This is a genomic window from Aquisalinus luteolus (assembly GCF_009712425.2).
Classification (GTDB): domain Bacteria; phylum Pseudomonadota; class Alphaproteobacteria; order Caulobacterales; family Parvularculaceae; genus Aquisalinus; species Aquisalinus luteolus.
In genome coordinates this window covers 1484945-1506718 of sequence record NZ_VCJR02000001.1, presented here as the reverse complement: position 1 = coordinate 1506718, position 21774 = coordinate 1484945, and the positions used below count along the sequence as shown (strand labels likewise).

Here is a 21774-nt window from a genome sequence, read left to right as displayed (position 1 = left end):
TGCGACTCCAGCGCGGGCGAACCTGAACAGCTAGAGCCGGACAAAGGTGAAGAATTATGGCCGATAAATCATTCGATCTCGTCGTCATCGGGTCAGGGCCGGGTGGCTATGTCGCTGCGATCCGCGCCGCCCAGCTGGGCATGAAGGTCGCGATCATCGAGCGCGACAAGCTCGGCGGCGTTTGCCTGAACTGGGGCTGTATCCCGACCAAGGCGCTGCTGAGGACGTCCGAGGTCTATACCAACATGAAGCATGCCGAGGAATTCGGCCTGAAGGCCGAAAAGATCTCCTTCGACATCGAGGCCATCGTCAAGCGCTCGCGCGGCGTTGCCGGCCGGATGGAAAAGGGCATCGGCTTCCTGATGAAAAAGAACAAGATCGAGACGATCATGGGCACGGCCAGGCTGACAGGCAAAAAGGGCGAGACCCCGACCATCGTCGTGAAGTCCGACAAGGGCGAGGAGAAAGTCACCGCCAAGCATGTCATCATCGCGACCGGTGCCCGCGCCCGCACGATCCCGGCGGCAGGGCTGGAGCCGGATGGCAAGTTCATCTGGACGGCGCGTGAGGCGATGGTGCCCGACATGATGCCGAAATCCATGCTGGTCATCGGCTCCGGTGCCATCGGCATCGAGTTCGCGTCTTTCTACAACGCCATGGGCGCCGATGTGACCGTAGTCGAGATGATCGACCGCATCCTGCCGGCGGAAGACAAGGAGATCTCCGATTTCGCGCACAAGTCCTTCAAGAAGCAGGGGATGAACATCATCACCTCCGCCTCGGTCGAGAAGCTCGACAAGGGCAAGGACAAGGTGAAAGCGACGATCAAGGGCAAGGACGGCAAGACACAGGAGATCGAGGTCGAGCGCGTCGTCCTCGCCATCGGCATCACCGGCAACACCGAAAATCTGGGCCTTGAGGATATCGGCGTGAAGGTCGATCGCGGTCATATCGTCGTCAATGAGTGGCTGGAGACCGGCGTTAAGGGCGTCTATGCCATTGGCGATGTCGTCGGCGCGCCGTGGCTGGCGCACAAGGCGTCCCATGAAGGCGTCATCTGCGTGGAGAAGATCGCCGGCAAGAATGACGTGCATCCCCTTGATGTGGATATGATTCCGGGCTGCACTTACTGCCAGCCGCAGATAGCTTCCGTCGGCCTGACAGAGGCGCAAGCCAAGGACAAGGGCTACAAGGTCAAGGTTGGCCGTTTCCCGTTTCAGGGCAATGGCAAGGCTGTTGCCTTGGGCGAGCCGGAAGGCCTCGTGAAGACCGTATTTGACGAGAAGACCGGCGAACTGCTGGGCGCACACATGGTCGGTGCCGAAGTGACCGAGCTGATCCAGGGCTTTGGCATCGCCAAGACGCTGGAGGCAACGGAAGAGGACCTGTTCCACACCATCTTCCCGCACCCGACACTGTCTGAGATGATGCATGAGAGTGCGCTCGACGCTTATGGCAAGGTGATCCACACCTGATACGGCATCAGGCAGTCTTTCTCGCAATAAGGATAGTTGCCCCGCCGCAATCGTCCCGGTCGCGGTCTATCGAGACGATGTCCATGCCGTTTTCAGCCAGTAAGCGCCTGTAGTCTGCCTCTGGCAGGCTGGCGTGATAGACCGGCTGACCTTCTATGGTGCCGGACGCTTCGCCTTCCTCATCCGGGCCTATGGTCATCATTAGCGCGCCGCCGGCGGCTACATGGTCTGCCAGCACCGGCAGGCAGTGGCGCTGCTCATCCGGGGTGAGGTGAAAGACGCTGTGCCACGCGATGACGGCGTCGAATGTGCGCTCCAGTGACAAATCGCGCATGTCGGCGTGGATCCAGTCAGCGTCCGGAAAGCGCGCCGCCGCGATATCCAGCATCGGCTGGGCGTAATCCGCGCCGGTGACGGCATATCCCTTGCCGATGAGGTATTCCGCGATGGGTTCTCCGCTGCCGCAGCCAATGTCGAGAATACTGCCTCTATCGCGAATCAGCGCGCAGAGCCGGTCGAGCCATGGCTTTTCGAACAGGCTCTTGCTGCGCGAAGTGTCGAACCCCGCCGCATGGCGCTCATAAACCGCGCGGGTCTGGTCATGCCGGTCTTTGGCCATTTTCTCTCGCGATCCATAACTGCAGCCATGCGTGGACAGGGACGGCATAGCTGCCTATCTATTCGGGTAACAGCATCATTTCATCTGGAGGAAAAATATGGCTGATTTCAACGGTACCTGGAACGTCATCATCAATACGCCGATGGGCAAGCAGGAAGGCACGCTCGTTCTCAACCAAGACGGCAGCGAGCTGACCGGCACCATGTCTGCCCAGGGCGACACGGCCCAGGTCAAGAATGGCAAGGTCGATGGCGACACGGCAAAGTGGGATGTCGACGTCTCCAAGCCGATGCCGCTGACCCTGAGCTTCACCGGCTCCAAGGCTGGTGACAACCTGAACGGCAAGGTCGCCCTCGGCGCGTTCGGCAGTGCCGATTTCGAAGGTACGCCAGCGTAAGATTGTTCGCATTTCGCGGATTTGAGAGGGCCGGTCGCCATGCCGGCCCTTTTTCATTGGTTGGACTGGTCAGAGCACGTGAAGGTGTGACGCGATATTCGGTCTCGGGGGGCTGTTAAAACCCTGCAAGCATTGCTAAATCCCGTCCATGGTTACATTGATCGACACGACGGCGCCCGGCAGTCCTGAAAAGCCGAAGCTGCGCCATCCGGAAAAGCAAAAGAACCCTGACGCACCCGTGCTGCGCAAGCCGGACTGGATCCGGGTGAAGGCGCCTGTCTCCCACGGCTTCAAGGAGACGCGCGAGATCGTCCGCTCCAAGGGGCTGGTCACCGTCTGCGAAGAGGCGGCCTGCCCGAATATCGGCGAGTGCTGGGAGAAGAAGCACGCGACCATGATGATCATGGGCGATACCTGCACCCGTGCCTGCGCCTTCTGCAACATCCGAACCGGTATGCCGGCGGCCCTCGACGAGAAGGAGCCGGAGAATGTCGCGCTCGCCGTCGAGGAGATGGGCCTGAACCACGTCGTCATCACTTCAGTCGACCGCGATGACCTCGCCGATGGCGGGGCGGAGCATTTCGAGAAGGTGATCAAGGCGATCCGTGCGCGGGCGCCGGGCACAACGATCGAGATCCTGACGCCTGACTTCCTGCGCAAGCCGGGCGCGGCAGAGCGCGTGATCGATGCGCAGCCGGACGTTTTCAACCACAACCTCGAAACCGTGCCGCGGCTTTACCGGACCGTCCGTCCGGGCTCGCGCTATTTCCATTCGCTGCGCCTGCTGGAAAAGGTCAAGGAACGGGACCCGCAGCAATTCACCAAATCAGGCATCATGGTCGGCCTCGGCGAGAGCCGGGACGAAGTGATGCAGGTGATGGACGATATGCGCTCCGCCGGGATCGACTTCATCACCATCGGCCAGTACCTGCAGCCGACGCGCAAGCACGCCGCTGTCGACCGGTTCGTGACGCCGGAGGAATTCAAGTCCTATGAGAGCATCGCGCGCGCCAAGGGTTTTCTGATGGTCTCGGCGACGCCGCTGACACGCTCGTCCTATCACGCCGATGCAGACTTTGCGAAGCTACGCGCGGCGCGTCAGGCAAAGCAATAGAGACGCCGCCATGCCGAGCCATCACGACAGACGCAAGGTTCCCTATAGCGCCGACCAGATGTTCGACCTGGTCGCAAATGTGGAGGAGTATCCGGAATTCATCCCGTGGTGTGAAGGCATAAGGATGCGCAGCGATGATGCCGAGAACGGGCAAGGCGAGTTGATCGCCGATATGATCGTCCGTTACAAGATCTTTCGTGAACGGTTCCGGTCAAAGGTCACCCTCGACCGCGAAAACCATTGCATCACGGTCGATTATATCGAAGGCCCGTTCAGGAAACTGGTGAATATCTGGCATTTCGAGCCGCAGGAGAATGGTGGCTGCATCGTCGATTTCAAGATCGAGTTCGAGTTCAAGAACATCCTGCTTCAGACGGCGGCGATGCAGGTCTTCGACAAGGCGTTCAAATACATGTCCGACGCCTTTATCGGCCGGGCGGCTGAGCTATACCCGGCCCAGGGCCAGCAGCAGAAGGCCTAGAGCTGTCTCCACCGTCCGCTCCCGGACGAACTGGCGCGAGCCCTTCGGGAATACCCTCTTTTCGACAGTCACCCCGTCCGGTGCCGCGACACCGAACCAGACGAGGCCGACTGGCTTGTCCGGCGAGCCGCCGCCGGGGCCGGCAATACCTGTAACAGCGACGGAGAGTTGGGCGCGGCCCGTGAAGGCGGTGAGGGCGCCTGCCGCCATTTCCCGCGCGGTCTGCCCGCTGACGGCACCATGGGCGGTGAGCGTAGCGGGCGAGACACCGAGCAACATCTGTTTGGCTTCATTCGAGTACGTCACTAGCCCACCTTCAACTACAGACGAGGACCCGGCGATCTCCGTCAGGCATCCGGCGATGAGGCCGCCTGTGCAGGATTCTGCCGTGACGAGATGAACTCCTTTGGCGCTGGCCGTTGCGATGACTTTTTGAGCAAGCCTCATGGCTTTCGCGGTTGCCATCAGAGGGTCTCCGGCAGGCGGACCGTTGCCGTCGCCATGGCGGCAAGGCCTTCCTCGCGACCGGTGAAGCCCAGTTTTTCCGTGGTCGTCGCTTTTACGGAAATTCTGTCGGGTGCGACGTTCATGATCTCTGCTAGGGCGTTGCGCATGGCGTTGCGATGAGGTCCGATCTTCGGGTTCTCGCAAATCAGGGTGATGTCGCAATGGGTGATCGTACCGCCACGGGCGATGACTTCGCTGACGGCTTTTTTCAGGAACACTTCCGAGGCAGCGCCTTTCCATTGTGGGTCGGAGGGCGGGAAGTGATCGCCGATATCGCCGAGGCCGATGGCGCCGAACAGCGCATCGGTCAGAGCATGCATGCCGGCATCGGCATCGGAATGGCCCTTCAGCTTTGCCGTATGCGGAATTTTCACGCCGCAGAGGATGACATGGTCGCCTGGCTCGAAGGCATGAACGTCATAGCCATGGCCGGTGCGGAATTCGTAAGTGGTTTCCATCAGCAGTCTCTCCACGATGGCGAAATCCTCCGGCCTCGTGATCTTCATGTTGCGCACGGTGCCGGGGACGAGCCTGACCTCGATCCCGGCGAGTTCTGCGAGGGCGGCATCGTCGGTGACTTCGGTATTCGCGAATTGCTTGTGCGCGGCCAGCAGACGATCAAAGGCGAAGGCCTGCGGTGTCTGCGCGGCCCACAGGCCAGTGCGGTCGACGGTTTTTGTGATTTGGTCGGCTTCGTCGCCAGCCTTCAGTGTGTCATTGACGGGCAGGGCGGCGAGGGCACCGTCTTGTGTTTCCAGCGCCGCCGTCAGCCGGTCGAGGGTATCGTCGTCGAGACCCGGGCGGGCAGCGTCGTGGACCAAGACGTGGGTAAAGCCCTGTCCGGCGAGAGCCTTGAGCCCATTATGGACGGAGGCCTGCCGCGTCGCGCCGCCGGTGCATGGCGGGAGCAGTTTCTTGTTTTTCAGGTCGCTGACAGCCGTCCTGTATAAAGCCTCGGCACCATCGGCGATGACGCAAAGGACCGCATCGATATCGCTCCGCGCCAGGAATCGCTCGACCGACCAGGCGAGCACCGGGCGACCGGCGATCGACTGGTATTGCTTCGGCGTTGGTGAGCCGGCGCGAATGCCCTTGCCTGCAGCGACTATGATGGCGGCTGTTTTCATGGGCCTTCTCTAGCCCGCTTCGAAGGCAAAATCATCCTTGCGATTTGTCCCTCGCACGATAAAAACGGCCAATGATTTCAATCGGTCCTGTCACCACGCGGAACAATGTCTTCCTCGCGCCCATGTCCGGCGTCTCCGACCTGCCATTCCGGCAGGCGGCGTGGGAATGCGGGGCGGGGCTCGTCGTGTCCGAAATGGTGGCGAGCGAAGAGCTTGTGCGGGCGCGGCCGGACGTGGTGCTACGCACAGCGGGCGACAAGGCTATTTCCCCAAGCGTGATCCAGCTGGCGGGCCGCGAGGCGCAGTGGATGGCCGAGGGCGCACGCATCGCCGAGGGGCTCGGTGCCGATATCATCGACATAAACATGGGCTGCCCGGCGCGGCAGGTGACCGGGGCGTTGTCAGGCTCTGCCCTGATGCGCAATGCCGACCATGCGCTAGAGCTGATCGAGGCGACGGTAAAGGCCGTTTCCGTGCCGGTGATCCTGAAAATGCGGCTTGGCTGGGACCATGACAGCCTGAATGCGCCGGAGATTGCCGCGCGGGCAGAGGCGGCAGGCATCAAGCTGATCACCGTCCATGGCCGCACGCGCTGCCAGTTCTACAAGGGCGATGCCGACTGGGGTGCGGTCCGCGCCACGGTCGAGGCGGTCAGCCTGCCGGTGATCGTCAATGGCGATATTCGCACGCTCTCAGATGCCCATGCCGCACTGAAAGCCTCCGGCGCCGATGGCGTCATGATCGGCAGAGCCGCCGAGGGCCAACCCTGGCTGCCGGGCATGATCGCCGATGCTTTGGCTGGCGGGCAGGGCCAAGCACCTTCGCTGAAGCGTCAGGCGGAAATCGCCCTGAGTCACTATCGGGCAACCGTGGCCCTTTACACTGAGGGGCATGGCGGCGGTAAGGAACTCGGCCAGCGCCTCGGCGTACGCATGGCACGCAAGCATGTCGCAGCGTATGTCGACAAGCTTGATCGACCGCTGGAGCCGAGCCAGCGCCGCCAGCTGCGTGCCAGCCTGTGCAGTTCTCATGATCCTGACGAAGTCGCGGAGCGGCTCGAACAGCTCTTCGTGGATGACATTTCCCGCCTGGGCCCCCTTGCGGCCTGATCCGAACTGCGGTTTTTTGGTCACATTGTTGTTGATTTTTTACAACATTAAGCGCAGCATCCATTAGTTACTTTGTCACGTTCTTTGCTTTCATCCCGGCAGGAAGAAAGAGTTTTCAGCCGATGGCCGACAGGCGCAATTTTCTACAGGAACTACGGACTGACCTGCGCCGGATGACGCAGATATTCCCGACGAACTGGGTAACTGTCAGCCTGATCGGCGCGGCCCTCGTCATCTTCCTGATCACCATGATTTCTTTCACCACCCTGATCGAAGGGCTGCCGACCATGCTGGCGGTGATGTTCGCTGCCTGCGTCGTGCTGGTCGGGCTGCTCTCGCTGCGCGTGTTCGGCAGGCTTTATGGTGTCTGGCGCGACCGCCGCACGGCAAAAGCTGGTTCACGGCTGCACCTGCGCCTTGTGGCGCTGCTGTCCACCGTCGCGATCCTGCCGACGATCATCGCCTTCATGTTCTCGGCTTTCATCCTGTCGACTGTGTCCGATGAATTCTTCGTGGACCGGATCGATTATGCCGCGGATACGGCGCGGGGCGTTGCGAACAGCTATTTCGGCTCCGTCGCCGACAAGATGGGCAATGAGATGGCCCGGGTTGCCGTCGACCTGACCATTCTCGAGCAGAGCGGGCGCGGGATCGAGGTCAACCCGATCGGGTTCCGGCAATATCTTTATGGCCAGGCAATCCTGCGCGACTGGGCAGCGATCTATCTGGTCGACGGCAACAAGCAGATCATCGCCAGGGTCGAGACTGTGCCGGGGGTCGATTACCGGCTGCCGAATGCACAGACCTTCCAGCAGGTCGATGTCGCCAACGACATTTCCGGCCGGTTCAACTTCGTGCCCCAGAACCCGGACAGGCTGGACCTGTACCGCGGTACGCTGAAGATCCGTGCCTATGATGGCGGCTATCTCATCGCGTATCTGGGTGAGAGCCCGATCATGACCAATGAGCTGTTGAAGGTACGCGAGTTCCGCGACAGCACGGCATCTTTCAAGTCGCGCCTCAGCGATCTGCGCGAGATGTTCGGCATCGGCTATGCACTGCTGGCACTTATTATCCTGCTTGGTGCGGTCTGGAGCGGGATGATGGCGGCGACGGCGATCGTCTCGCCGATCGGGCGGCTTGGTACTGCGGCGGAGAAAATCTCGCAAGGCGATCTCGGCCAGCAGGTCGATATCCGCAAGAGTGACGGTGAACTGGGCGAATTCGCAGCAACATTCAACCGGATGTCGCTGCAATTGCAGACCCAGCGCGACGACCTGATCGAAGCGAACCGCCAGTCCGATGACCGACGTCAGTTTACAGAGGCGGTCCTGTCCGGCGTTTCGGCAGGGGTGATCGGCGTCTCGGCCGAAGGCAGGCTGACGATTGCAAACCGCACGGCAACCGAATTGCTCCAGGTCAGCTCCGGCAAGATCAGGGGCATGCAGCTGCAGGATGTCTCACCGGAACTGGCAGAACTGTTCACGGAGGCGGAAGCCGGCGGCGAGGAGCTGAGCAGGCAGGTCGAGATCGCGCGTGGTGCACAGACACGCATCCTGAACGTCCGCATCGGGAACACATCCTCCGGCGAGACACTGACCTACGTCATCACCTTCGATGACATTACCGAGCTGATCTCTGCCCAGCGCAATGCGGCCTGGGGCGATGTCGCACGCCGGATCGCCCACGAGATCAAGAATCCGCTGACGCCGATCCAGCTGTCGGCCGAACGACTGCGCCGGAAATATCGGGACGAGATTACATCAAGCCCCGAGATCTTCGAGCGCTGCACGGAAACTATTATCCGCCATGTCGGCGATATCGGCCGCATGGTGAACGAGTTCTCATCCTTTGCCCGGATGCCGGAGCCGGTAATGGCGAAGGAGAACATCAAGGAAATCGTGCGCAATGCGGTCTTCCCGTTCCAGGTTGCCCATGGCGATGTCGATTTCGAGACGAAGTTTCCCAACGGCGAGGTCACGGCCTATTGCGACGGTCGGCTGCTGGTTCAGGCGTGTACGAACCTTGTCAAAAATGCCGTCGAAGCAATCGAAGAGCGTCAGCAGAAGGGTGTCGACCCGTCCCATGGTCACATCCGGATTACGGTCGAGCACGATGCCAGAACAGTGACGATCAACGTCATCGACAACGGCGTCGGCCTGCCGCAACAGGTCAGCCACCGCCTGACGGAACCTTACATGACGACACGCAAGAAAGGCACAGGCCTTGGCCTTGCCATCGTGCGCAAAGTGATCGAGGAACATGGCGGTACGCTGACCTTCGAGAATGATACGAGCCTCGGCGAAACCGGCGCCCGTATGACAATGACGCTGCCGCGAGAAATATCCGGTAGTGAGAGTGATGATGAAGACGGCCGGGATGTGGGTAGTGACCCGGAAGATACTGAACAGGTTCAGGAGCAGGTGTAATGGCGATTGACGTATTGGTGGTCGATGACGAGCAGGATATCCGCGAGCTTATTTCGGGGATTCTCGAGGATGAAGGATATTCGCCACGCACGGCGGGTGACAGCGACTCAGTCTTCCGTGCCCTGACCAACCGTGTTCCGGCGCTGGTCATTCTCGATATCTGGCTGCAGGGGTCAAAGCTTGACGGGCTGGAAATTCTCGAGGAATTGAAGAAACTGCATCCCAGCCTGCCGATCCTGATAATTTCCGGTCATGGCAATGTCGAGACGGCGGTCGCGGCGATCAAGCGCGGGGCCTATGACTTTATCGAGAAGCCGTTCAATTCCGACAAGTTGCTGCTGACAGTTCAGCGTGCGCTGGAAACGGCACGCCTGCGCCGTGAGAACACGCATCTTCGCAGCCGCACGAGCGAGCTGGGTCTCGTCGGCAAGTCGACCCTGATGACGCAGTTGCGGTCACTGATCGAACGGATCGCCGATTCCCGCTCACGCGTTCTCATTTCAGGCCCTGACGGGTCGGGCAAGGAGATCATTGCCCGGACAATCCATGCACAGTCCAATCGGGCGGACATGCCCTTTGTGGTGGCGAGTGCCGCTTCCATCTCACCGGACAAGATGGAAGAGGAGCTGTTCGGCATCGAAGGCAACGATGGTAAACCGGCCAAGGTCGGCCTGATGGAAGAGGCTCATGGCGGCACTTTGCTGTTCGATGAAATCGGCGACATGCCGCTGGAGACGCAGGGCAAGGTTTTGCGCGTGCTGGTCGATCAGCGGTTCACGCGTGTCGGCGGACATTCGCCAGTCGAGGTCGATGTGCGGATCGTCACGACAACGGCGAAGGACCTGCTTGCGGAGGCAGAGAACAACAAGTTCCGCTCTGACCTTTATCATCGGCTTAATGTGGTCTCGATCACCGCGCCATCGCTGGCTGCACGGCGCGAGGATATTCAGCAGCTTGCGGAATATTTCATCAATGCGATCTCGCGTCAGGGTGGTATCCAGAAGCGGACACTGTCACAGGAAGCGCTCGCCGCGCTGCAGGCGTATCACTGGCCGGGTAATGTGCGCCAGCTTCGCAATGTGATCGAACAGACGCTGATCCTTATGGGCCGAGGAGGGGAGGCGGAAATCACCGTCGACAAGCTGCCGATAGACATCGTCAATTCGGGGCCCAGCCTGCCGACGAGCGACAATCTGCAGCAGATCATCGCCCTGCCACTGCGTGAAGCCCGGGAGAAATTCGAGCGCGAATACCTGCTTGCCCAGATAAACAGGTTCGGCGGCAATATCTCCCGCACGGCGAGTTTCATCTGCATGGAGCGCTCTGCCCTTCACAGGAAGCTGAAGGCGCTGGGGATCACCCCACATGTTCGCCCGGACACGCCTGCGCAATAAGTAACGCCGAAGCCACGAGAACACTTTACAGGAACAGGACTGATTTATGAGAGTCATCGTTTGCGGGGCAGGCCGGGTCGGCTACGGGATCGCGACACGACTGGCGCGGGAAAAGTTCAACGTCACGATCATCGATCAGGACAAGGAGCTTGTTCGCGGCGTTACCGAGCGTCTCGACGTGCGTGGTGTCGTCGGCAACGGGTCTTATCCTGATACGCTGGTCGAGGCTGGTGCCAAGGAAGCGGACATGCTGATCGCCGTGACCTATTCCGATGAAGTCAACATTGTTGCCTGCCAGATCGCGCATACGCTGTTCGATGTGCCGACGAAGATCGCGCGGATCAGGTCGCAGAGCTATCTCGATCCGAAATATGCCGACATGTTCTCGCGCACGAATATCCCGATCGACGTCATCATCTCGCCGGAGGAAGAAGTCGCCGAGGCCGTGCTACAGCGGCTTTCGACACCGGGCGCGTTCGAGATCAAGCCTTTCGCCGATGGGCGTATCTGGGCTCTGGGCGTACGACTGTCGCCGGAATGCCCGATCCTGAATACGCCGTTGCGTCAGGTTGCCGAACTGTTTCCCGATCTCAGGATCACCATTGTCGGCGTGAAGCGGAAGAAGAAGATATTCAGGCCGCATGCGGACGATCAATTACAGGAAGGCGACGATATTTACTTCGTTGCCGACCGGACGAAGGTCGACCGGGCCTTGCAGATCCTCGGCCAGAGCGCGGCACAGGCGCGTCGCGTGATCATCATCGGTGGCGGCAATATCGGCTATCACGTTGCCCGGTCGCTGGAGAAGCTGGGTTCGATGAAGATCCGCCTGATCGAGAGCGATGCCGAGCGCGCCGCCGTGGTTGCGGAGAAACTTGAACGCACCGTCGTGCTCAACGGCAATGGGCTGGATGCCGAGATTCTGAGGGAAGCCGGGGCCGAGGACGCAGAGACTGTCGTATCGCTGACCAACTCCGACCAGGTCAATGTGCTCAGTGCACTTGTTGCCAAGCGGGAAGGGACCCGCCGCGCCATGGTGCTGATCAATGAGCCGGATTACGGCCCGCTCGCCCAGTCTGTCGGTGTCGATCGTTATATCGATCCGCGGGCGACAACCGTTTCGACAATCCTGCAGCATGTCAGGCGTGGGCGGATCAAGGGCGTCTTCTCGCTGCTCGATGGCCAGGCCGAACTGATCGATGCCATCGCGCTGGAAACATCGAGCCTCGTCGGCGAACCCTTGCGCACCGTGGCACTGCCATCCGGTGTCGTCATCGGCGCGATCATGCGCGATGACGAGGTCATCCTGCCCAACGCGGAAACCATCATCAATGCCGGCGACCGCGTCGTGCTTCTCGCCCTGCGCGATCACGTCAAGGACGTCGAACAGATGTTCCGCGTCAGCTTGGAATATTTCTAGGACATGAATGCGCTCGCCCTCCTGTGGTGGATCGGGGCCGCCATAGCAGTCCTGGCCGGAGCGATGGTCATCCCGGCGATCAGCTGTATCGCCAGCGGTGATTATGAGGGGCTGTCCGTCTTTGCCCTGTCCCTGATTACCTGCGGCACGATTGGCGGCGGGTTCATGCTGATCAGCCGTAACCGGGTGGAGACCAGCCATTCCAAGGCCGGCATTCGCGAGATCACCCTGTTTCTCCTGGTCTGGTGGGGAGTGATCCCCGTTCTCGGGGGGCTGCCTTTCCTGCTGTCCGGCTTTTCACTGGGCGATGCGTGGTTTGAGTCCGTCTCTGCCGTGACGACTACGGGCGCGTGGCTGTCGCAGGAGGCGGCGCGGGCAGACTATGCCCAGATGCTGTGGCGGGCACAGCTGCAATGGCTCGGCGGGCTGGTGTCGATTTCCTCGGCAGCCGCGGTATTCATCCGACCGCAATTTATCGGGATCGATGTCGTCAACACGCCGTTTGCCCGCGGCGAGCAGGAAAGCTTCCTGCGCGCCTTCCGCAAGGCGGTCTCTGTCTTCCTGCCGATCTACTCGCTGATCGCCCTCGTCATCTTCATCCTGTTCGTCGTCACCGGCGCACCGCCAAGCTCCGCCGTGATCATGGCGCTGTCCTTCACCGCGTCAGGCGGGTTCGTGCCTGACGCCGAGGGGTTTGCGAGTTATGGCGCGTTCGTGCCGGTTGCCGGTCTGGTCGCGATGATCCTCGGGGGCATCAGTTTTGTGTCCGTGGCGAGGCTGTTGGCGCCTTATGACACTTCTCTGAGATTCCGGGATGACCGGGAGACGCCTGTGTTCCTGACCCTGGTCGTCGCGATTACACTTATCTTCGCGCTCTCTGTGGGAACGGGCATCGCCGGGATCACAGATCAGCTTCTCAACGCCGCGTCCCTGTTGTCGACCAACGGCATCCTGACCGGGGAGCAACCTGCGCTGACGCCTGTGTTGGTGACGGCGATTATCGGCGGGGCGTCAATCTCGGCCGCAGGCGGGATAAAACTGGTGCGCTGGCTCGTCACCTTCGAGCGGGCCGGGGAAGAAATCTGGAAGCTGATTCATCCGAGCGGTGTTCTGGGCAAGGCGAGGGCAGTGAACGAACTGGGCGTCTGGGTACACTTTGTCGCCTTCACCATCATTCTCAGTGTGTTGGTTCTGGTCATCACCATTTACGGCACACCTCTGGAACTGAGCGTGACGACCGCCGTTTCCGTGATCAGCAATGCAGGGCCGATGATCGCGGCCGCGCCGGGGGGGATCACCGATTATAATACGTTCGACCCACTGTTGCGGGTACTGCTTGCATTAGGCATGATTGTCGGCAGGATCGAGATGGTCGTCGCCCTTTCCATTCTCAACCGCGCTTTCTGGCGTGGATGATATTTTCACCGATGGGGCGCAAAACCACTTGAAAGCTAAACCGGTCTGGGGGAGACTGTTTGTGTGCAGTGCAAAAATGCTGGTCCGACACGCGACAGAGACTAATAAAAATGAGCGATAAAAAACAAAACCTTCAGGATGTATTCCTAAACCAGCTTCGCAAGACAAAGACGCCGGTTACCATCTTTCTGGTCAACGGGGTCAAGCTGCAGGGCATTGTCACCTGGTTTGACAATTTCTGCGTTCTGCTGAAAAGAGACGGTCATGCGCAGCTTGTTTACAAGCACGCCATTTCCACAATCATGCCGTCTGCCCCCGTGAAGATGTTCGAGGACGACGAGCTCGAGACTGAGTAGACACCCCGTCACTTGACCAGAACCAGTGCCATCGTCATCCATCCGGTCCTGCAAGAGACCGATTATAGCCTGCGTGAACCCGAAGAGTTGCTGCAGGAAGCGGTAGGTCTTGCCGCAGCCATCGATCTCGATGTCGTCCATCAGGAAAAGGTCGTCATCAACCGGCCCAAGCCCGCGACCCTGTTCGGGCAGGGCAAGGTCGACGAGGTGACCGCCATGCGCGAGCGCCATGACCCCAAGCCTGAGCTGATCATCATCGATGCCGACCTCACGCCGGTGCAGCACCGCAACCTTGAAAAAGCCTGGGATGCGAAGGTGCTGGATCGCACCGCACTGATCCTGGAGATCTTCGGCGAGCGGGCGCAAACCAAGGAAGGCCGGCTGCAGGTCGACCTCGCGCATCTGACCTATCAGCGCTCGCGCCTCGTGCGCTCATGGACCCACCTTGAGCGCCAGCGAGGCGGGGCAGGCTTCCTCGGCGGGCCGGGCGAGCGGCAGATCGAGAGCGACCGCCGCCAGCTCGCCGACAAGATCGACAAGCTGAAAGAACGGATCGAGGAAGTGCGACGCACACGCACGCTGCAACGGGCCCGGCGCAAGCGGGCACCGCATCCGGTCGTCGCGCTGGTCGGCTATACCAACGCCGGCAAGTCGACTCTGTTCAACCGGCTGACCGACGCCCATGTCATGGCCAAGGATCTCTTGTTCGCGACCCTCGACCCGACCATGCGGGCGGTCGACCTGCCGGGCGCGACACGGGTCATTTTCTCCGACACGGTCGGGTTCATCTCCAACCTGCCGACCCAGCTTGTCGCGGCCTTCCGGGCGACTCTTGAGGAAGTACTTGAAGCGGATGTGATCCTGCATGTGCGCGATGCGCATCATAAGGAAACAGAAGCCCAGCGTGCCGATGTCCTTTCAGTACTGCGGGAACTCGGCATCGAGGGCGACAACAGCGAGCGGCTGGTGATTGAGGTCTGGAACAAGATCGACCTGATGACCAGGGAAGAGATGGACGAGACGCTGGAGCTGAGCGCGGTGAAATCGGCCAAGGGAGAAGGTACGCTCGCCAATCCGTTCATCGTGCCGGCCTCGGCGCTGACCGGGCTTGGCATGAACGCGCTCTATGCCGAGATCGACCGGGTGCTGACCCTCGACCATCACATTTATCACGCCGTGCTGGAGCCATCTGACGGGGCGGCGATCGCCTGGCTCCATGCCCATGGTGAGGTGATGGAGCAGGGTGAGTCCGGCGGGAAGACGCTGGTTGCGACCAAGCTGTCGGAGAAAGCTGCCGGACAGTTCATGAAGCAGTTTGACTCACAATTGTTTGCCGAGGGCCGGGCCAGTTCGCGCATGCCACCGGCTGCCGGTGGCGGATACGAGCCCTGATATGCCCGCGCAGCTCAAGAGCTTCATCATTGAGGGCGCATGGATCGACAGCCTCGATGCTTTCTACGAAGAGATTGAGAAAAAGCTGATCAACGGTCGCAAATGGGGCAGAAACCTTGATGCTCTGAATGATATCCTGCGAGGTGGTTTCGGTACACCTGATGAAGGCTTTCGTCTGATCTGGCGCGATCATGAGGAGTCTCGCAAAGCAATGGGCGAGACCGACTTCAATACGCTTATCGAGATTTTCCGCACCCACGGCCCCGATGGCGAAGAGCGAGAAGACAATATCCACCTGATACTGGAGTGATCAGTCTTTCTTGGCGCTCTGCCAATAGGTCTCCAGTTCATCCAGAGAATGCTCTTCAAAGCCCCGGCTTGAGGCTTCGACGCTGTCTTCCACACTGGCGAAGCGCTGGGTGAACTTGGTATTCGCTCGGCGCAGAGCCTTTTCAGGATCGACTTCAAGATGTCGAGACAAGTTAGCCAGAGTGAACAAAATATCGCCAAACTCATCCTCGATCGCTTCAGCGTCTTTTTCCGCCCGCGCGTGGGTCAGCTCGCCTATCTCCTCAGTTAGTTTGTTGAGAACCTGCTCTGCTTCCGGCCAATCGAAGCCGACACGAGCGGCGCGCTTTTGCAGTTTCACGGCCCGGGCAAGGGCTGGCAGGCCGACCGGCACGTCATCCAGGATGCGGGTCTTGTCCTGACCCTTCTCGGCACGCTCTGCCGCCTTGATATCTTCCCAAGCTTTCAACACGCCGTCGGCATCTCGCCCCTCGGCAAGGTCGCTGCCTTCCTGGTCGAAGACGTGGGGGTGCCGACGCACCATCTTGTCGCAAATCGACTGGATCACGTCACCGAAAGTGAACTTGCCGTCCTCAGCCGCCATCTGGCTGTGGAAGACAACCTGCAACAGCAAATCGCCCAACTCGTCCTGCAGGTCGCCGAGATCATCGCGCTCGATGGCGTCGACGACTTCATAGGCTTCCTCGATCGTGTATTTGGCGATGGAGCGGTAATCCTGCTCCAGATCCCACGGGCAGCCACCGTCCGGGTCGCGCAGGTCGCGCATAATCTGCAGCAAGGCGGTAATATCGTGCCGATCTTTGGGGGGCTGAAAGCTCATGGACGTCTCGAAGGTGGCTTTAGGAGTGACTGTACAGGCTGCATCAGCCACCCTTATGCCCGAGACTCGGAGTTCATGGCTAGATCAGGTGCGTGTCTGGCCGGTGCCGCGAACGACATATTTGAACGTCGTCAGCTGCTCGACGCCGACAGGACCACGAGCGTGGATACGGCCAGTCGCGATTCCGATCTCGGCACCCATGCCGAACTCGCCGCCATCGGCGAACTGGGTCGAGGCATTATGCATGACGATGGCACTGTCGACGCCATGGATGAAGCGGTCGGCGGTTGCCTGATCCTCGGTGATGATGCTTTCAGTATGACCTGAAGAATGGGCCGCTATGTGCTTGATGGCGCCCTCGACACCATCGACCACGCCAACCGTGATGACAGGCGCGAGATATTCGGTGACCCAGTCCTCGGTCTCGGCCGGGGTGACCCGGTCATCAAGGGAGCGGGAGGCGTCATCACCGCGCAGGGCGCAGCCAGCTTCTGTCAGGGCCGTAGTCAGTTCAGGCACTGCCTTGTCGGCGATGGCCTTGTCGACCAGCAGTTTTTCAGCGGCACCGCAAATGCCGGTGCGGCGCATCTTGGCGTTAACGATAATCTTGGCGGCCTTTTCAAGGTCGGCGTTCTCGTCGACATAGACATGAACGAGGCCGTCAAGGTGGCCGATGACCGGGATACGGGCTTCATCCTGAACCCGGGCGACGAGAGACTTGCCGCCACGCGGGATAATGACGTCGAGATTGCCGTCGAGACCTGACAACATGGCGCCAACGGCAGCGCGATCGGTCGTGTTGACATAATTGACGGCGGCTGCGGGCAGGCCGGCTTCTTCGAGGCCATCGGCAAGACAGCCATGGAGGGCGACAGAGGAGTTGATGCTCTCAGAGCCACCGCGCAGGATAACAGCATTACCCGATTTCAGGCACAGGGCACCGGCATCGACGGTGACATTCGGGCGGCTTTCATAGACGACGCCAATGACACCAAGGGGTGTGCGAACGCGCTCGATCTTCAGGCCGTTGGGACGATCCCATCCCGCGATGACATCGCCGACTGGGTCTTTCAGGTCTGCGATTTGCTGAAGGCTGTCGCGGATGCCGGCGAGACGCTCAGGCGTCAGCTCAAGGCGGTCGAGCATGGCACCGGTCAGGCCTTTGTCCTTTGCTGCAGCCATATCCTTGGCATTAGCTTCGAGAATGGCGTCTTCGCGCTCACCAATCAGGCGTGCGGCGGCCAGAATCGCCTTATTCTTGCTTTCTGTAGACGATTGAGAGAGCACACCGAACGCCTTGCGGGCCTCGGCACCCATTTCGTGCATCATCTGATCAACATTGTCTAACTCAGGCTTCTGTAACATCTTTTTCCTCTTTATTAGTCATCAAACACGAGGTCCTGGTAGTGGACCACGGCCGCGCGACCCTTGTAGCCGACGCGTTCTGCGATATCTGCGGTCTTGGCCCCGGCCAGCAGCTGGATTTCCGACGCGCTGTAGCCGGTGAGGCCCTTGGCGATTTCTTCGCCCTTCAGATTGGCGACGCTGACTGCATCGCCTTTCTCGAATTGCCCGTCGACCCGACTGATGCCGGCGGCAAGCAAATTGGCACCACCACGAATGGCTTTTTCGGCGCCTTCATCAACGTAGATAGTGCCCTTGGACTGAAAATGCGAACCGATCCAGATCCGGCGGGCCGATTCATCTGTTTCCTCGGCCTGGAATAGCGTCGCCTGGCCACCGCCGAGAAGACGGGTTATCGGGCCGATGTCTTCCCTGGTTCGGCCCTTGGCGATGATGGTCGACACGCCAGCCTGCATAGCGATTTCGGCAGCGAGGATCTTGGTACGCATGCCGCCTGTGCCGGCGCCCTTGCGGGCCGTGCCGCCGGCCATGGCACGGATATCTTCGCTGATCTCGGTCACGACCGGGATGAATTCGGCATCAGGCTCCATGCGCGGATCGGCTGTATAAAGCCCGTCAATGTCCGACAGCAGGATAAGGGCGTCTGAATCCGACATCTGCGAGACATAGGCGGCGAGGCGGTCATTGTCTCCATAGCGCCCCTCACGCGTGGTCACGGAATCGTTTTCATTCACGACAGGTACGCTGCCAAGTTCAAGTAGCGTATCAAGAGTATCGCGGGCGTTGAGATAGCTGACCCGGTCATCTGTGACGTCCAGCGTCAGCAGCACCTGCGAAATCACCGTCTGATAGCCCGCGAAGGCATTCTCGTAGGCATTGATGATATGCACTTGGCCGGCAGCGGCGGCGGCGTGCTTTTCGTATTTGTTCATCACCGCGCCAATGCCGAGACGACGGCGACCGAGCGCCACGGCACCGGAGGACACGATGATCACTTCCTTGCCGGACTTGCGCAATGACGCGATATCCTTGACCAGATTGTATAGCCATCCAGCGTGAAGATTGCCGTTTTCATCAATCAACAGGGCGGAACCCACTTTGATGACTATCCTCTTGGCATTCTTGATCGTTTCAGCAGCTTGGTTGCTCATAATCCTCTCTGATTCACTCGATGTATCATTTTACCCTTGTGTCGGCCCGCCAATACAGCTAGTTTCTGCTAAATCCACAAGGAATTTTGACCGTAATGCATTACCGCAGCCCTTATCAGAGACGTAAAGCGAAAGCTATCGCGATTGCCCGCAATGCTGAAGTGCAGGTGCGTTTTCTGGGCGTGGTCGTGGCCGGTCTTTCGGGCATGGGCCTCGTGCTCCTTCTTAGGGGATGGGCGATGTAGACGATCCGCTAGAGGATGTCGACACCGCCCCGTTTCAGCCGAAACGGGGTTTTTTTTAACGCAAACGACAAGCAAAGCGACATTGAGCTGACAAATGGAACAGGTTCGAATTTTTGATACGACATTGAGGGACGGCGAACAGGCACCGGGGTTCTCCATGGACCTAGATCAAAAGGTGCGCATGGCAAAGGCGCTGCTCGAACTCAAGGTCGATGTCATAGAGGCCGGGTTCCCCGTGGCGTCGCCGGGCGATTTCGCGGCGGTGAAGGCCATCGCCACCGAGGCGTCGGACATGCACGACACGTTCATCTGCGGTCTCGCCCGGGCAAACGAGAAGGACATCCAGGCAGTTGCCGATTCCATCGCACCGGCTGCGAAGAAACGCATCCACACCTTCATCGCGACCAGCCCGATCCATCGCGAGCACAAGCTGCGTATGAGCAAGGAACAAGTGCTGGAAAAGACAATCGCTTCGGTACGTCAGGCGAAGGATCTGGCAGACGAGGTCGAGTTTTCTGCCGAAGACGCCATTCGGACCGAGCGGGATTACCTCGTTCAGGTATTCGGTGCTGCGATCGAGGCAGGCGCAACCACAATCAACGTGCCTGACACGGTCGGTTATACCACGCCGCAGGAGATCGAGGACCTGTTCCGCTATCTCATCGCCAATACGCCGGGCGCGGAAAAGGCCGTCTTCTCGGCCCATTGCCATGACGATCTGGGCATGGCTGTCGCCAATTCGCTGGCCGCCGTGCGCGGCGGGGCGCGGCAGGTGGAATGTGCCCTGAACGGCATTGGTGAACGGGCAGGCAATTGCGCGCTGGAGGAGGTGGTGATGGCGATCAACACCCGCGCCGACTTCTTCGAGCTGTCGACTCAGATCGACACGACGAAGCTCTATAACGCCAGTCGTCTGCTGGCCCGGCTGACCGGCCAGGACGTGCCGCGCAACAAGGCGATCGTCGGCGACAACGCCTTCGCCCATGAAAGCGGCATCCATCAGGACGGTATGCTGAAGAACCTGCAGACATACGAAATCATGCGGCCCTCCGATGTCGGGGCGCCGACATCGCTGCTGGTCTTGGGCAAACATTCCGGTCGTAACGCGCTTGCCGACCGGGCGCGGGAGCTGGGCCACAATCTGTCCGGCGAGCGACTGAACGAGGTTTTCGAGGCCTTCAAGCAGCTGGCGGATTCCAAGAAGAACGTTACCAATGACGACCTGAAGTCGCTGATCTTGGGCCAGTCGCTGAATGCCAGCGGCCCGTGGCGGGTCGCCGGGCTGAAAACCGGGGCCGAACGTGACGGACATGCGACGGCCCATGTGACCCTGACCCACCAGAACGGTACGGTTCATACCCATGAGGCACGGGGCAACGGCCCGCTCGACGCGGCATTCTCCTCGATCAAGGAGATCGTCGGGCTCGACGTGCATCTGGAGGATTTCTCGGTGAAGTCTATCGGTACCGGCATCGATGCGCAGGGCTGGGCCGATGTTCACTTGCTCGACAACTCGTCGGAAAACGAGATGGTCGTCGGCGGCGAGGAGAGCGTCGACCGGCGCCCGCGCATCCATGGCTCGGGCGTCCATACCGATATCGTGTTTGCCAGTGTCATCGCCTATCTTGACGCGATGAACAGGATTGTGCGTAACCGTGCGCAGCAATCCTGATGATAGTAGCGAAAAGCTTTGAAAGGCACTGACCCATGGCAATCCAGGAAGTCGACAAGATCTGGCACAATGGCAAACTCGTTCCGTGGAAGGAAGCGACGACCCATGTGATGACCCACGCGCTGCTCTATGGCACCTGCGCGTTCGAAGGCATCCGCGCCTACAAGACCGACCACAAGGGCACCTGTATCTTCCGCAACAAGGCCCATATCGACCGGCTGTTCTATTCGGCGAAGGTCTATTACATCGATATCCCCTTCACACAGCAGGAGATCCTCGACGCCGCAGCCGAGACGGTGCGGGTGAACGGGCTTGAGTCCGCCTATATTCGCATCAACGCCAATCTCGGTTATGGCGAGGTCGGGCCGTATTCGCTCGACTGCCCGACGGATGTGTCGATCGTATGCTTCCCCTGGGGGCGGTATCTGGGCGATGAAGCCATGGCAAAAGGCATCAAGGTCGGTGTCTCGTCCTGGCGGCGGTCGGCCCCGGGCACGATCCCGGCGGGCGTTAAGGCGGCAGGCAATTACCTGTCCTCGCGGCTCATCACCATCGAGGCCAAGAAGCGCGGCTATACCGAAGGTATCGGCCTTGCCCATGACGGCACCGTTTCGGAAGGCGCCGGCGAGAACCTGTTCGTCGTAAAGGGCGGGCGGATCATCACGCCGCCTTTCGCAGCTTCTATCCTCGGCGGCATCACCCGCGACAGTGCGATCACGCTGGCCCGCAAGCTCGGCTATGAAGTCGTAGAGCAGAATATCCCGCGCGAGATGCTGTATGCGGCTGACGAGATTTTCCTTACCGGCACGGCTGCGGAAGTGACCAAGGTCGCTTCGGTCGACGATCACCAGGTCGGTGACGGCAACTATCCGATCTCGGACAAGATTCAGAAAACCTTCTTCGGTCTCTTCACCGGAGAAACCGAAGACGAATGGGGCTGGCTGGAGCCCATCGAAAAATAGCATCTAAAGAGGCG

At 60.1% G+C, this 21774-nt stretch carries 21 protein-coding genes; 15 read left to right on the top strand and 6 right to left on the bottom strand.

Annotated elements, in window-relative coordinates; genetic code table 11:
• Nucleotides 1-56 precede the first annotated feature (56 nt).
• Nucleotides 57-1475, top strand: a complete 1419-nt coding sequence (gene lpdA, locus FF098_RS07135; protein ID WP_155138814.1) for a dihydrolipoyl dehydrogenase — start codon at nucleotides 57-59, stop codon at nucleotides 1473-1475.
• A 7-nt stretch (nucleotides 1476-1482) separates the two neighbouring features.
• On the opposite strand, the gene FF098_RS07130 is transcribed toward lpdA, so the two are convergent.
• Entirely contained in the window at nucleotides 1483-2094 is a 612-nt protein-coding gene (locus FF098_RS07130; protein WP_155138811.1) for a class I SAM-dependent methyltransferase, read from the bottom strand.
• A 97-nt stretch (nucleotides 2095-2191) separates the two neighbouring features.
• Between FF098_RS07130 and FF098_RS07125 the strand changes: the two genes are divergently transcribed.
• The 3 genes from FF098_RS07125 to FF098_RS07115 all read left to right on the top strand — a co-directional run bounded on the left by FF098_RS07125 (nucleotide 2192) and on the right by FF098_RS07115 (nucleotide 4086).
• On the top strand, nucleotides 2192-2491 hold the full coding sequence (locus FF098_RS07125; RefSeq protein ID WP_155138809.1) for a hypothetical protein: 300 nt from the start codon (nucleotides 2192-2194) through the stop codon (nucleotides 2489-2491).
• A 148-nt stretch (nucleotides 2492-2639) separates the two neighbouring features.
• Nucleotides 2640-3605 (top strand): lipoyl synthase, encoded by a 966-nt coding sequence (gene lipA / locus FF098_RS07120; RefSeq protein ID WP_155138807.1) that lies wholly within the window; start codon nucleotides 2640-2642, stop codon nucleotides 3603-3605.
• Between the two features lie 10 nt (nucleotides 3606-3615).
• Nucleotides 3616-4086 carry a type II toxin-antitoxin system RatA family toxin gene (locus FF098_RS07115; RefSeq protein WP_155138805.1) on the top strand — a complete coding sequence of 157 codons (471 nt, stop codon included), beginning with the start codon at nucleotides 3616-3618 and terminating at the stop codon, nucleotides 4084-4086.
• Here FF098_RS07115 and FF098_RS07110 read toward each other — a convergent pair.
• Both FF098_RS07110 and FF098_RS07105 read right to left on the bottom strand, forming a co-directional pair.
• Nucleotides 4051-4551, bottom strand: coding sequence for a CinA family protein (locus FF098_RS07110; RefSeq protein WP_155138803.1), 501 nt, complete (start codon nucleotides 4549-4551; stop codon nucleotides 4051-4053). The two genes, FF098_RS07115 and FF098_RS07110, sit on opposite strands and share 36 nt — an antisense overlap.
• The gene (locus FF098_RS07105) at nucleotides 4551-5720 is read right to left on the bottom strand and encodes a bifunctional 2-C-methyl-D-erythritol 4-phosphate cytidylyltransferase/2-C-methyl-D-erythritol 2,4-cyclodiphosphate synthase (protein WP_155138801.1); all 1170 of its coding nucleotides are present in this window, start codon (nucleotides 5718-5720) and stop codon (nucleotides 4551-4553) included. Before FF098_RS07105 ends, FF098_RS07110 begins: the two co-directional genes overlap by 1 nt.
• 71 nt (nucleotides 5721-5791) lie before the next feature.
• Here FF098_RS07105 and dusB point away from each other — a divergent pair, with 71 nt between their 5' ends.
• The 8 genes from dusB (at nucleotide 5792) to FF098_RS07065 (ending at nucleotide 15546) form a co-directional block, all read left to right on the top strand.
• The gene (gene dusB / locus FF098_RS07100; protein ID WP_155138799.1) at nucleotides 5792-6829 is read left to right on the top strand and encodes a tRNA dihydrouridine synthase DusB; all 1038 of its coding nucleotides are present in this window, start codon (nucleotides 5792-5794) and stop codon (nucleotides 6827-6829) included.
• Nucleotides 6830-6951: 122 nt separating this feature from the next.
• Nucleotides 6952-9258, top strand: coding sequence for a sensor histidine kinase (locus tag FF098_RS07095; RefSeq protein ID WP_155138797.1), 2307 nt, complete (start codon nucleotides 6952-6954; stop codon nucleotides 9256-9258).
• Complete coding sequence (gene ntrX / locus FF098_RS07090; RefSeq protein ID WP_155138794.1) at nucleotides 9258-10652, top strand: nitrogen assimilation response regulator NtrX; 1395 nt, start codon at nucleotides 9258-9260, stop codon at nucleotides 10650-10652. Before FF098_RS07095 ends, ntrX begins: the two co-directional genes overlap by 1 nt.
• A gap of 46 nt (nucleotides 10653-10698) precedes the next feature.
• Nucleotides 10699-12072 carry a Trk system potassium transporter TrkA gene (trkA, locus tag FF098_RS07085; RefSeq protein WP_155138792.1) on the top strand — a complete coding sequence of 458 codons (1374 nt, stop codon included), beginning with the start codon at nucleotides 10699-10701 and terminating at the stop codon, nucleotides 12070-12072.
• Between the two features lie 3 nt (nucleotides 12073-12075).
• Nucleotides 12076-13488: a potassium transporter TrkG gene (locus FF098_RS07080; protein ID WP_155138790.1), complete on the top strand. Its 1413-nt coding sequence runs from the start codon at nucleotides 12076-12078 to the stop codon at nucleotides 13486-13488.
• A 110-nt stretch (nucleotides 13489-13598) separates the two neighbouring features.
• Entirely contained in the window at nucleotides 13599-13844 is a 246-nt protein-coding gene (hfq, locus tag FF098_RS07075) for an RNA chaperone Hfq (RefSeq protein ID WP_155138788.1), read from the top strand.
• Between the two features lie 12 nt (nucleotides 13845-13856).
• The gene (hflX, locus tag FF098_RS07070; RefSeq protein ID WP_155138786.1) at nucleotides 13857-15236 is read left to right on the top strand and encodes a GTPase HflX; all 1380 of its coding nucleotides are present in this window, start codon (nucleotides 13857-13859) and stop codon (nucleotides 15234-15236) included.
• A gap of 1 nt (nucleotide 15237) precedes the next feature.
• Nucleotides 15238-15546, top strand: a complete 309-nt coding sequence (locus tag FF098_RS07065) for a barstar family protein (protein WP_155138784.1) — start codon at nucleotides 15238-15240, stop codon at nucleotides 15544-15546.
• On the opposite strand, the gene mazG is transcribed toward FF098_RS07065, so the two are convergent.
• The 3 genes from mazG to proB form a co-directional block, all read right to left on the bottom strand.
• Nucleotides 15547-16365, bottom strand: coding sequence for a nucleoside triphosphate pyrophosphohydrolase (mazG, locus tag FF098_RS07060; RefSeq protein WP_155138782.1), 819 nt, complete (start codon nucleotides 16363-16365; stop codon nucleotides 15547-15549).
• An 84-nt stretch (nucleotides 16366-16449) separates the two neighbouring features.
• Nucleotides 16450-17730, bottom strand: coding sequence for a glutamate-5-semialdehyde dehydrogenase (locus FF098_RS07055; protein WP_229714534.1), 1281 nt, complete (start codon nucleotides 17728-17730; stop codon nucleotides 16450-16452).
• 14 nt (nucleotides 17731-17744) lie between these two features.
• On the bottom strand, nucleotides 17745-18881 hold the full coding sequence (gene proB, locus FF098_RS07050; RefSeq protein WP_155138780.1) for a glutamate 5-kinase: 1137 nt from the start codon (nucleotides 18879-18881) through the stop codon (nucleotides 17745-17747).
• Between the two features lie 95 nt (nucleotides 18882-18976).
• On the opposite strand from proB, the gene FF098_RS07045 reads away from it, so the two are divergent.
• The 3 genes from FF098_RS07045 (at nucleotide 18977) to FF098_RS07035 (ending at nucleotide 21760) form a co-directional block, all read left to right on the top strand.
• Nucleotides 18977-19126, top strand: a complete 150-nt coding sequence (locus tag FF098_RS07045; protein WP_155138778.1) for a hypothetical protein — start codon at nucleotides 18977-18979, stop codon at nucleotides 19124-19126.
• A 94-nt stretch (nucleotides 19127-19220) separates the two neighbouring features.
• On the top strand, nucleotides 19221-20798 hold the full coding sequence (locus tag FF098_RS07040; protein ID WP_155138776.1) for a 2-isopropylmalate synthase: 1578 nt from the start codon (nucleotides 19221-19223) through the stop codon (nucleotides 20796-20798).
• A 35-nt stretch (nucleotides 20799-20833) separates the two neighbouring features.
• Nucleotides 20834-21760, top strand: coding sequence for a branched-chain amino acid transaminase (locus tag FF098_RS07035; protein ID WP_155138774.1), 927 nt, complete (start codon nucleotides 20834-20836; stop codon nucleotides 21758-21760).
• The last annotated feature ends 14 nt before the right edge of the window (nucleotides 21761-21774 follow it).

Excerpts from the sequence above, each read along its gene's own strand:
- lpdA (WP_155138814.1), top strand. The coding sequence starts at position 57 with ATGGCCGATAAATCATTCGATCTCGTCGTCATCGGGTCAGGGCCGGGT.
- FF098_RS07130 (WP_155138811.1), bottom strand. The coding sequence starts at position 2,094 with ATGGCCAAAGACCGGCATGACCAGACCCGCGCGGTTTATGAGCGCCAT.
- FF098_RS07125 (WP_155138809.1), top strand. The coding sequence starts at position 2,192 with ATGGCTGATTTCAACGGTACCTGGAACGTCATCATCAATACGCCGATG.
- lipA (WP_155138807.1), top strand. The coding sequence starts at position 2,640 with ATGGTTACATTGATCGACACGACGGCGCCCGGCAGTCCTGAAAAGCCG.
- FF098_RS07115 (WP_155138805.1), top strand. The coding sequence starts at position 3,616 with ATGCCGAGCCATCACGACAGACGCAAGGTTCCCTATAGCGCCGACCAG.
- FF098_RS07110 (WP_155138803.1), bottom strand. The coding sequence starts at position 4,551 with ATGGCAACCGCGAAAGCCATGAGGCTTGCTCAAAAAGTCATCGCAACG.
- FF098_RS07105 (WP_155138801.1), bottom strand. The coding sequence starts at position 5,720 with ATGAAAACAGCCGCCATCATAGTCGCTGCAGGCAAGGGCATTCGCGCC.
- dusB (WP_155138799.1), top strand. The coding sequence starts at position 5,792 with ATGATTTCAATCGGTCCTGTCACCACGCGGAACAATGTCTTCCTCGCG.
- FF098_RS07095 (WP_155138797.1), top strand. The coding sequence starts at position 6,952 with ATGGCCGACAGGCGCAATTTTCTACAGGAACTACGGACTGACCTGCGC.
- ntrX (WP_155138794.1), top strand. The coding sequence starts at position 9,258 with ATGGCGATTGACGTATTGGTGGTCGATGACGAGCAGGATATCCGCGAG.
- trkA (WP_155138792.1), top strand. The coding sequence starts at position 10,699 with ATGAGAGTCATCGTTTGCGGGGCAGGCCGGGTCGGCTACGGGATCGCG.
- FF098_RS07080 (WP_155138790.1), top strand. The coding sequence starts at position 12,076 with ATGAATGCGCTCGCCCTCCTGTGGTGGATCGGGGCCGCCATAGCAGTC.
- hfq (WP_155138788.1), top strand. The coding sequence starts at position 13,599 with ATGAGCGATAAAAAACAAAACCTTCAGGATGTATTCCTAAACCAGCTT.
- FF098_RS07065 (WP_155138784.1), top strand. The coding sequence starts at position 15,238 with ATGCCCGCGCAGCTCAAGAGCTTCATCATTGAGGGCGCATGGATCGAC.
- mazG (WP_155138782.1), bottom strand. The coding sequence starts at position 16,365 with ATGAGCTTTCAGCCCCCCAAAGATCGGCACGATATTACCGCCTTGCTG.
- FF098_RS07055 (WP_229714534.1), bottom strand. The coding sequence starts at position 17,730 with ATGTTACAGAAGCCTGAGTTAGACAATGTTGATCAGATGATGCACGAA.
- proB (WP_155138780.1), bottom strand. The coding sequence starts at position 18,881 with ATGAGCAACCAAGCTGCTGAAACGATCAAGAATGCCAAGAGGATAGTC.
- FF098_RS07045 (WP_155138778.1), top strand. The coding sequence starts at position 18,977 with ATGCATTACCGCAGCCCTTATCAGAGACGTAAAGCGAAAGCTATCGCG.
- FF098_RS07040 (WP_155138776.1), top strand. The coding sequence starts at position 19,221 with ATGGAACAGGTTCGAATTTTTGATACGACATTGAGGGACGGCGAACAG.
- FF098_RS07035 (WP_155138774.1), top strand. The coding sequence starts at position 20,834 with ATGGCAATCCAGGAAGTCGACAAGATCTGGCACAATGGCAAACTCGTT.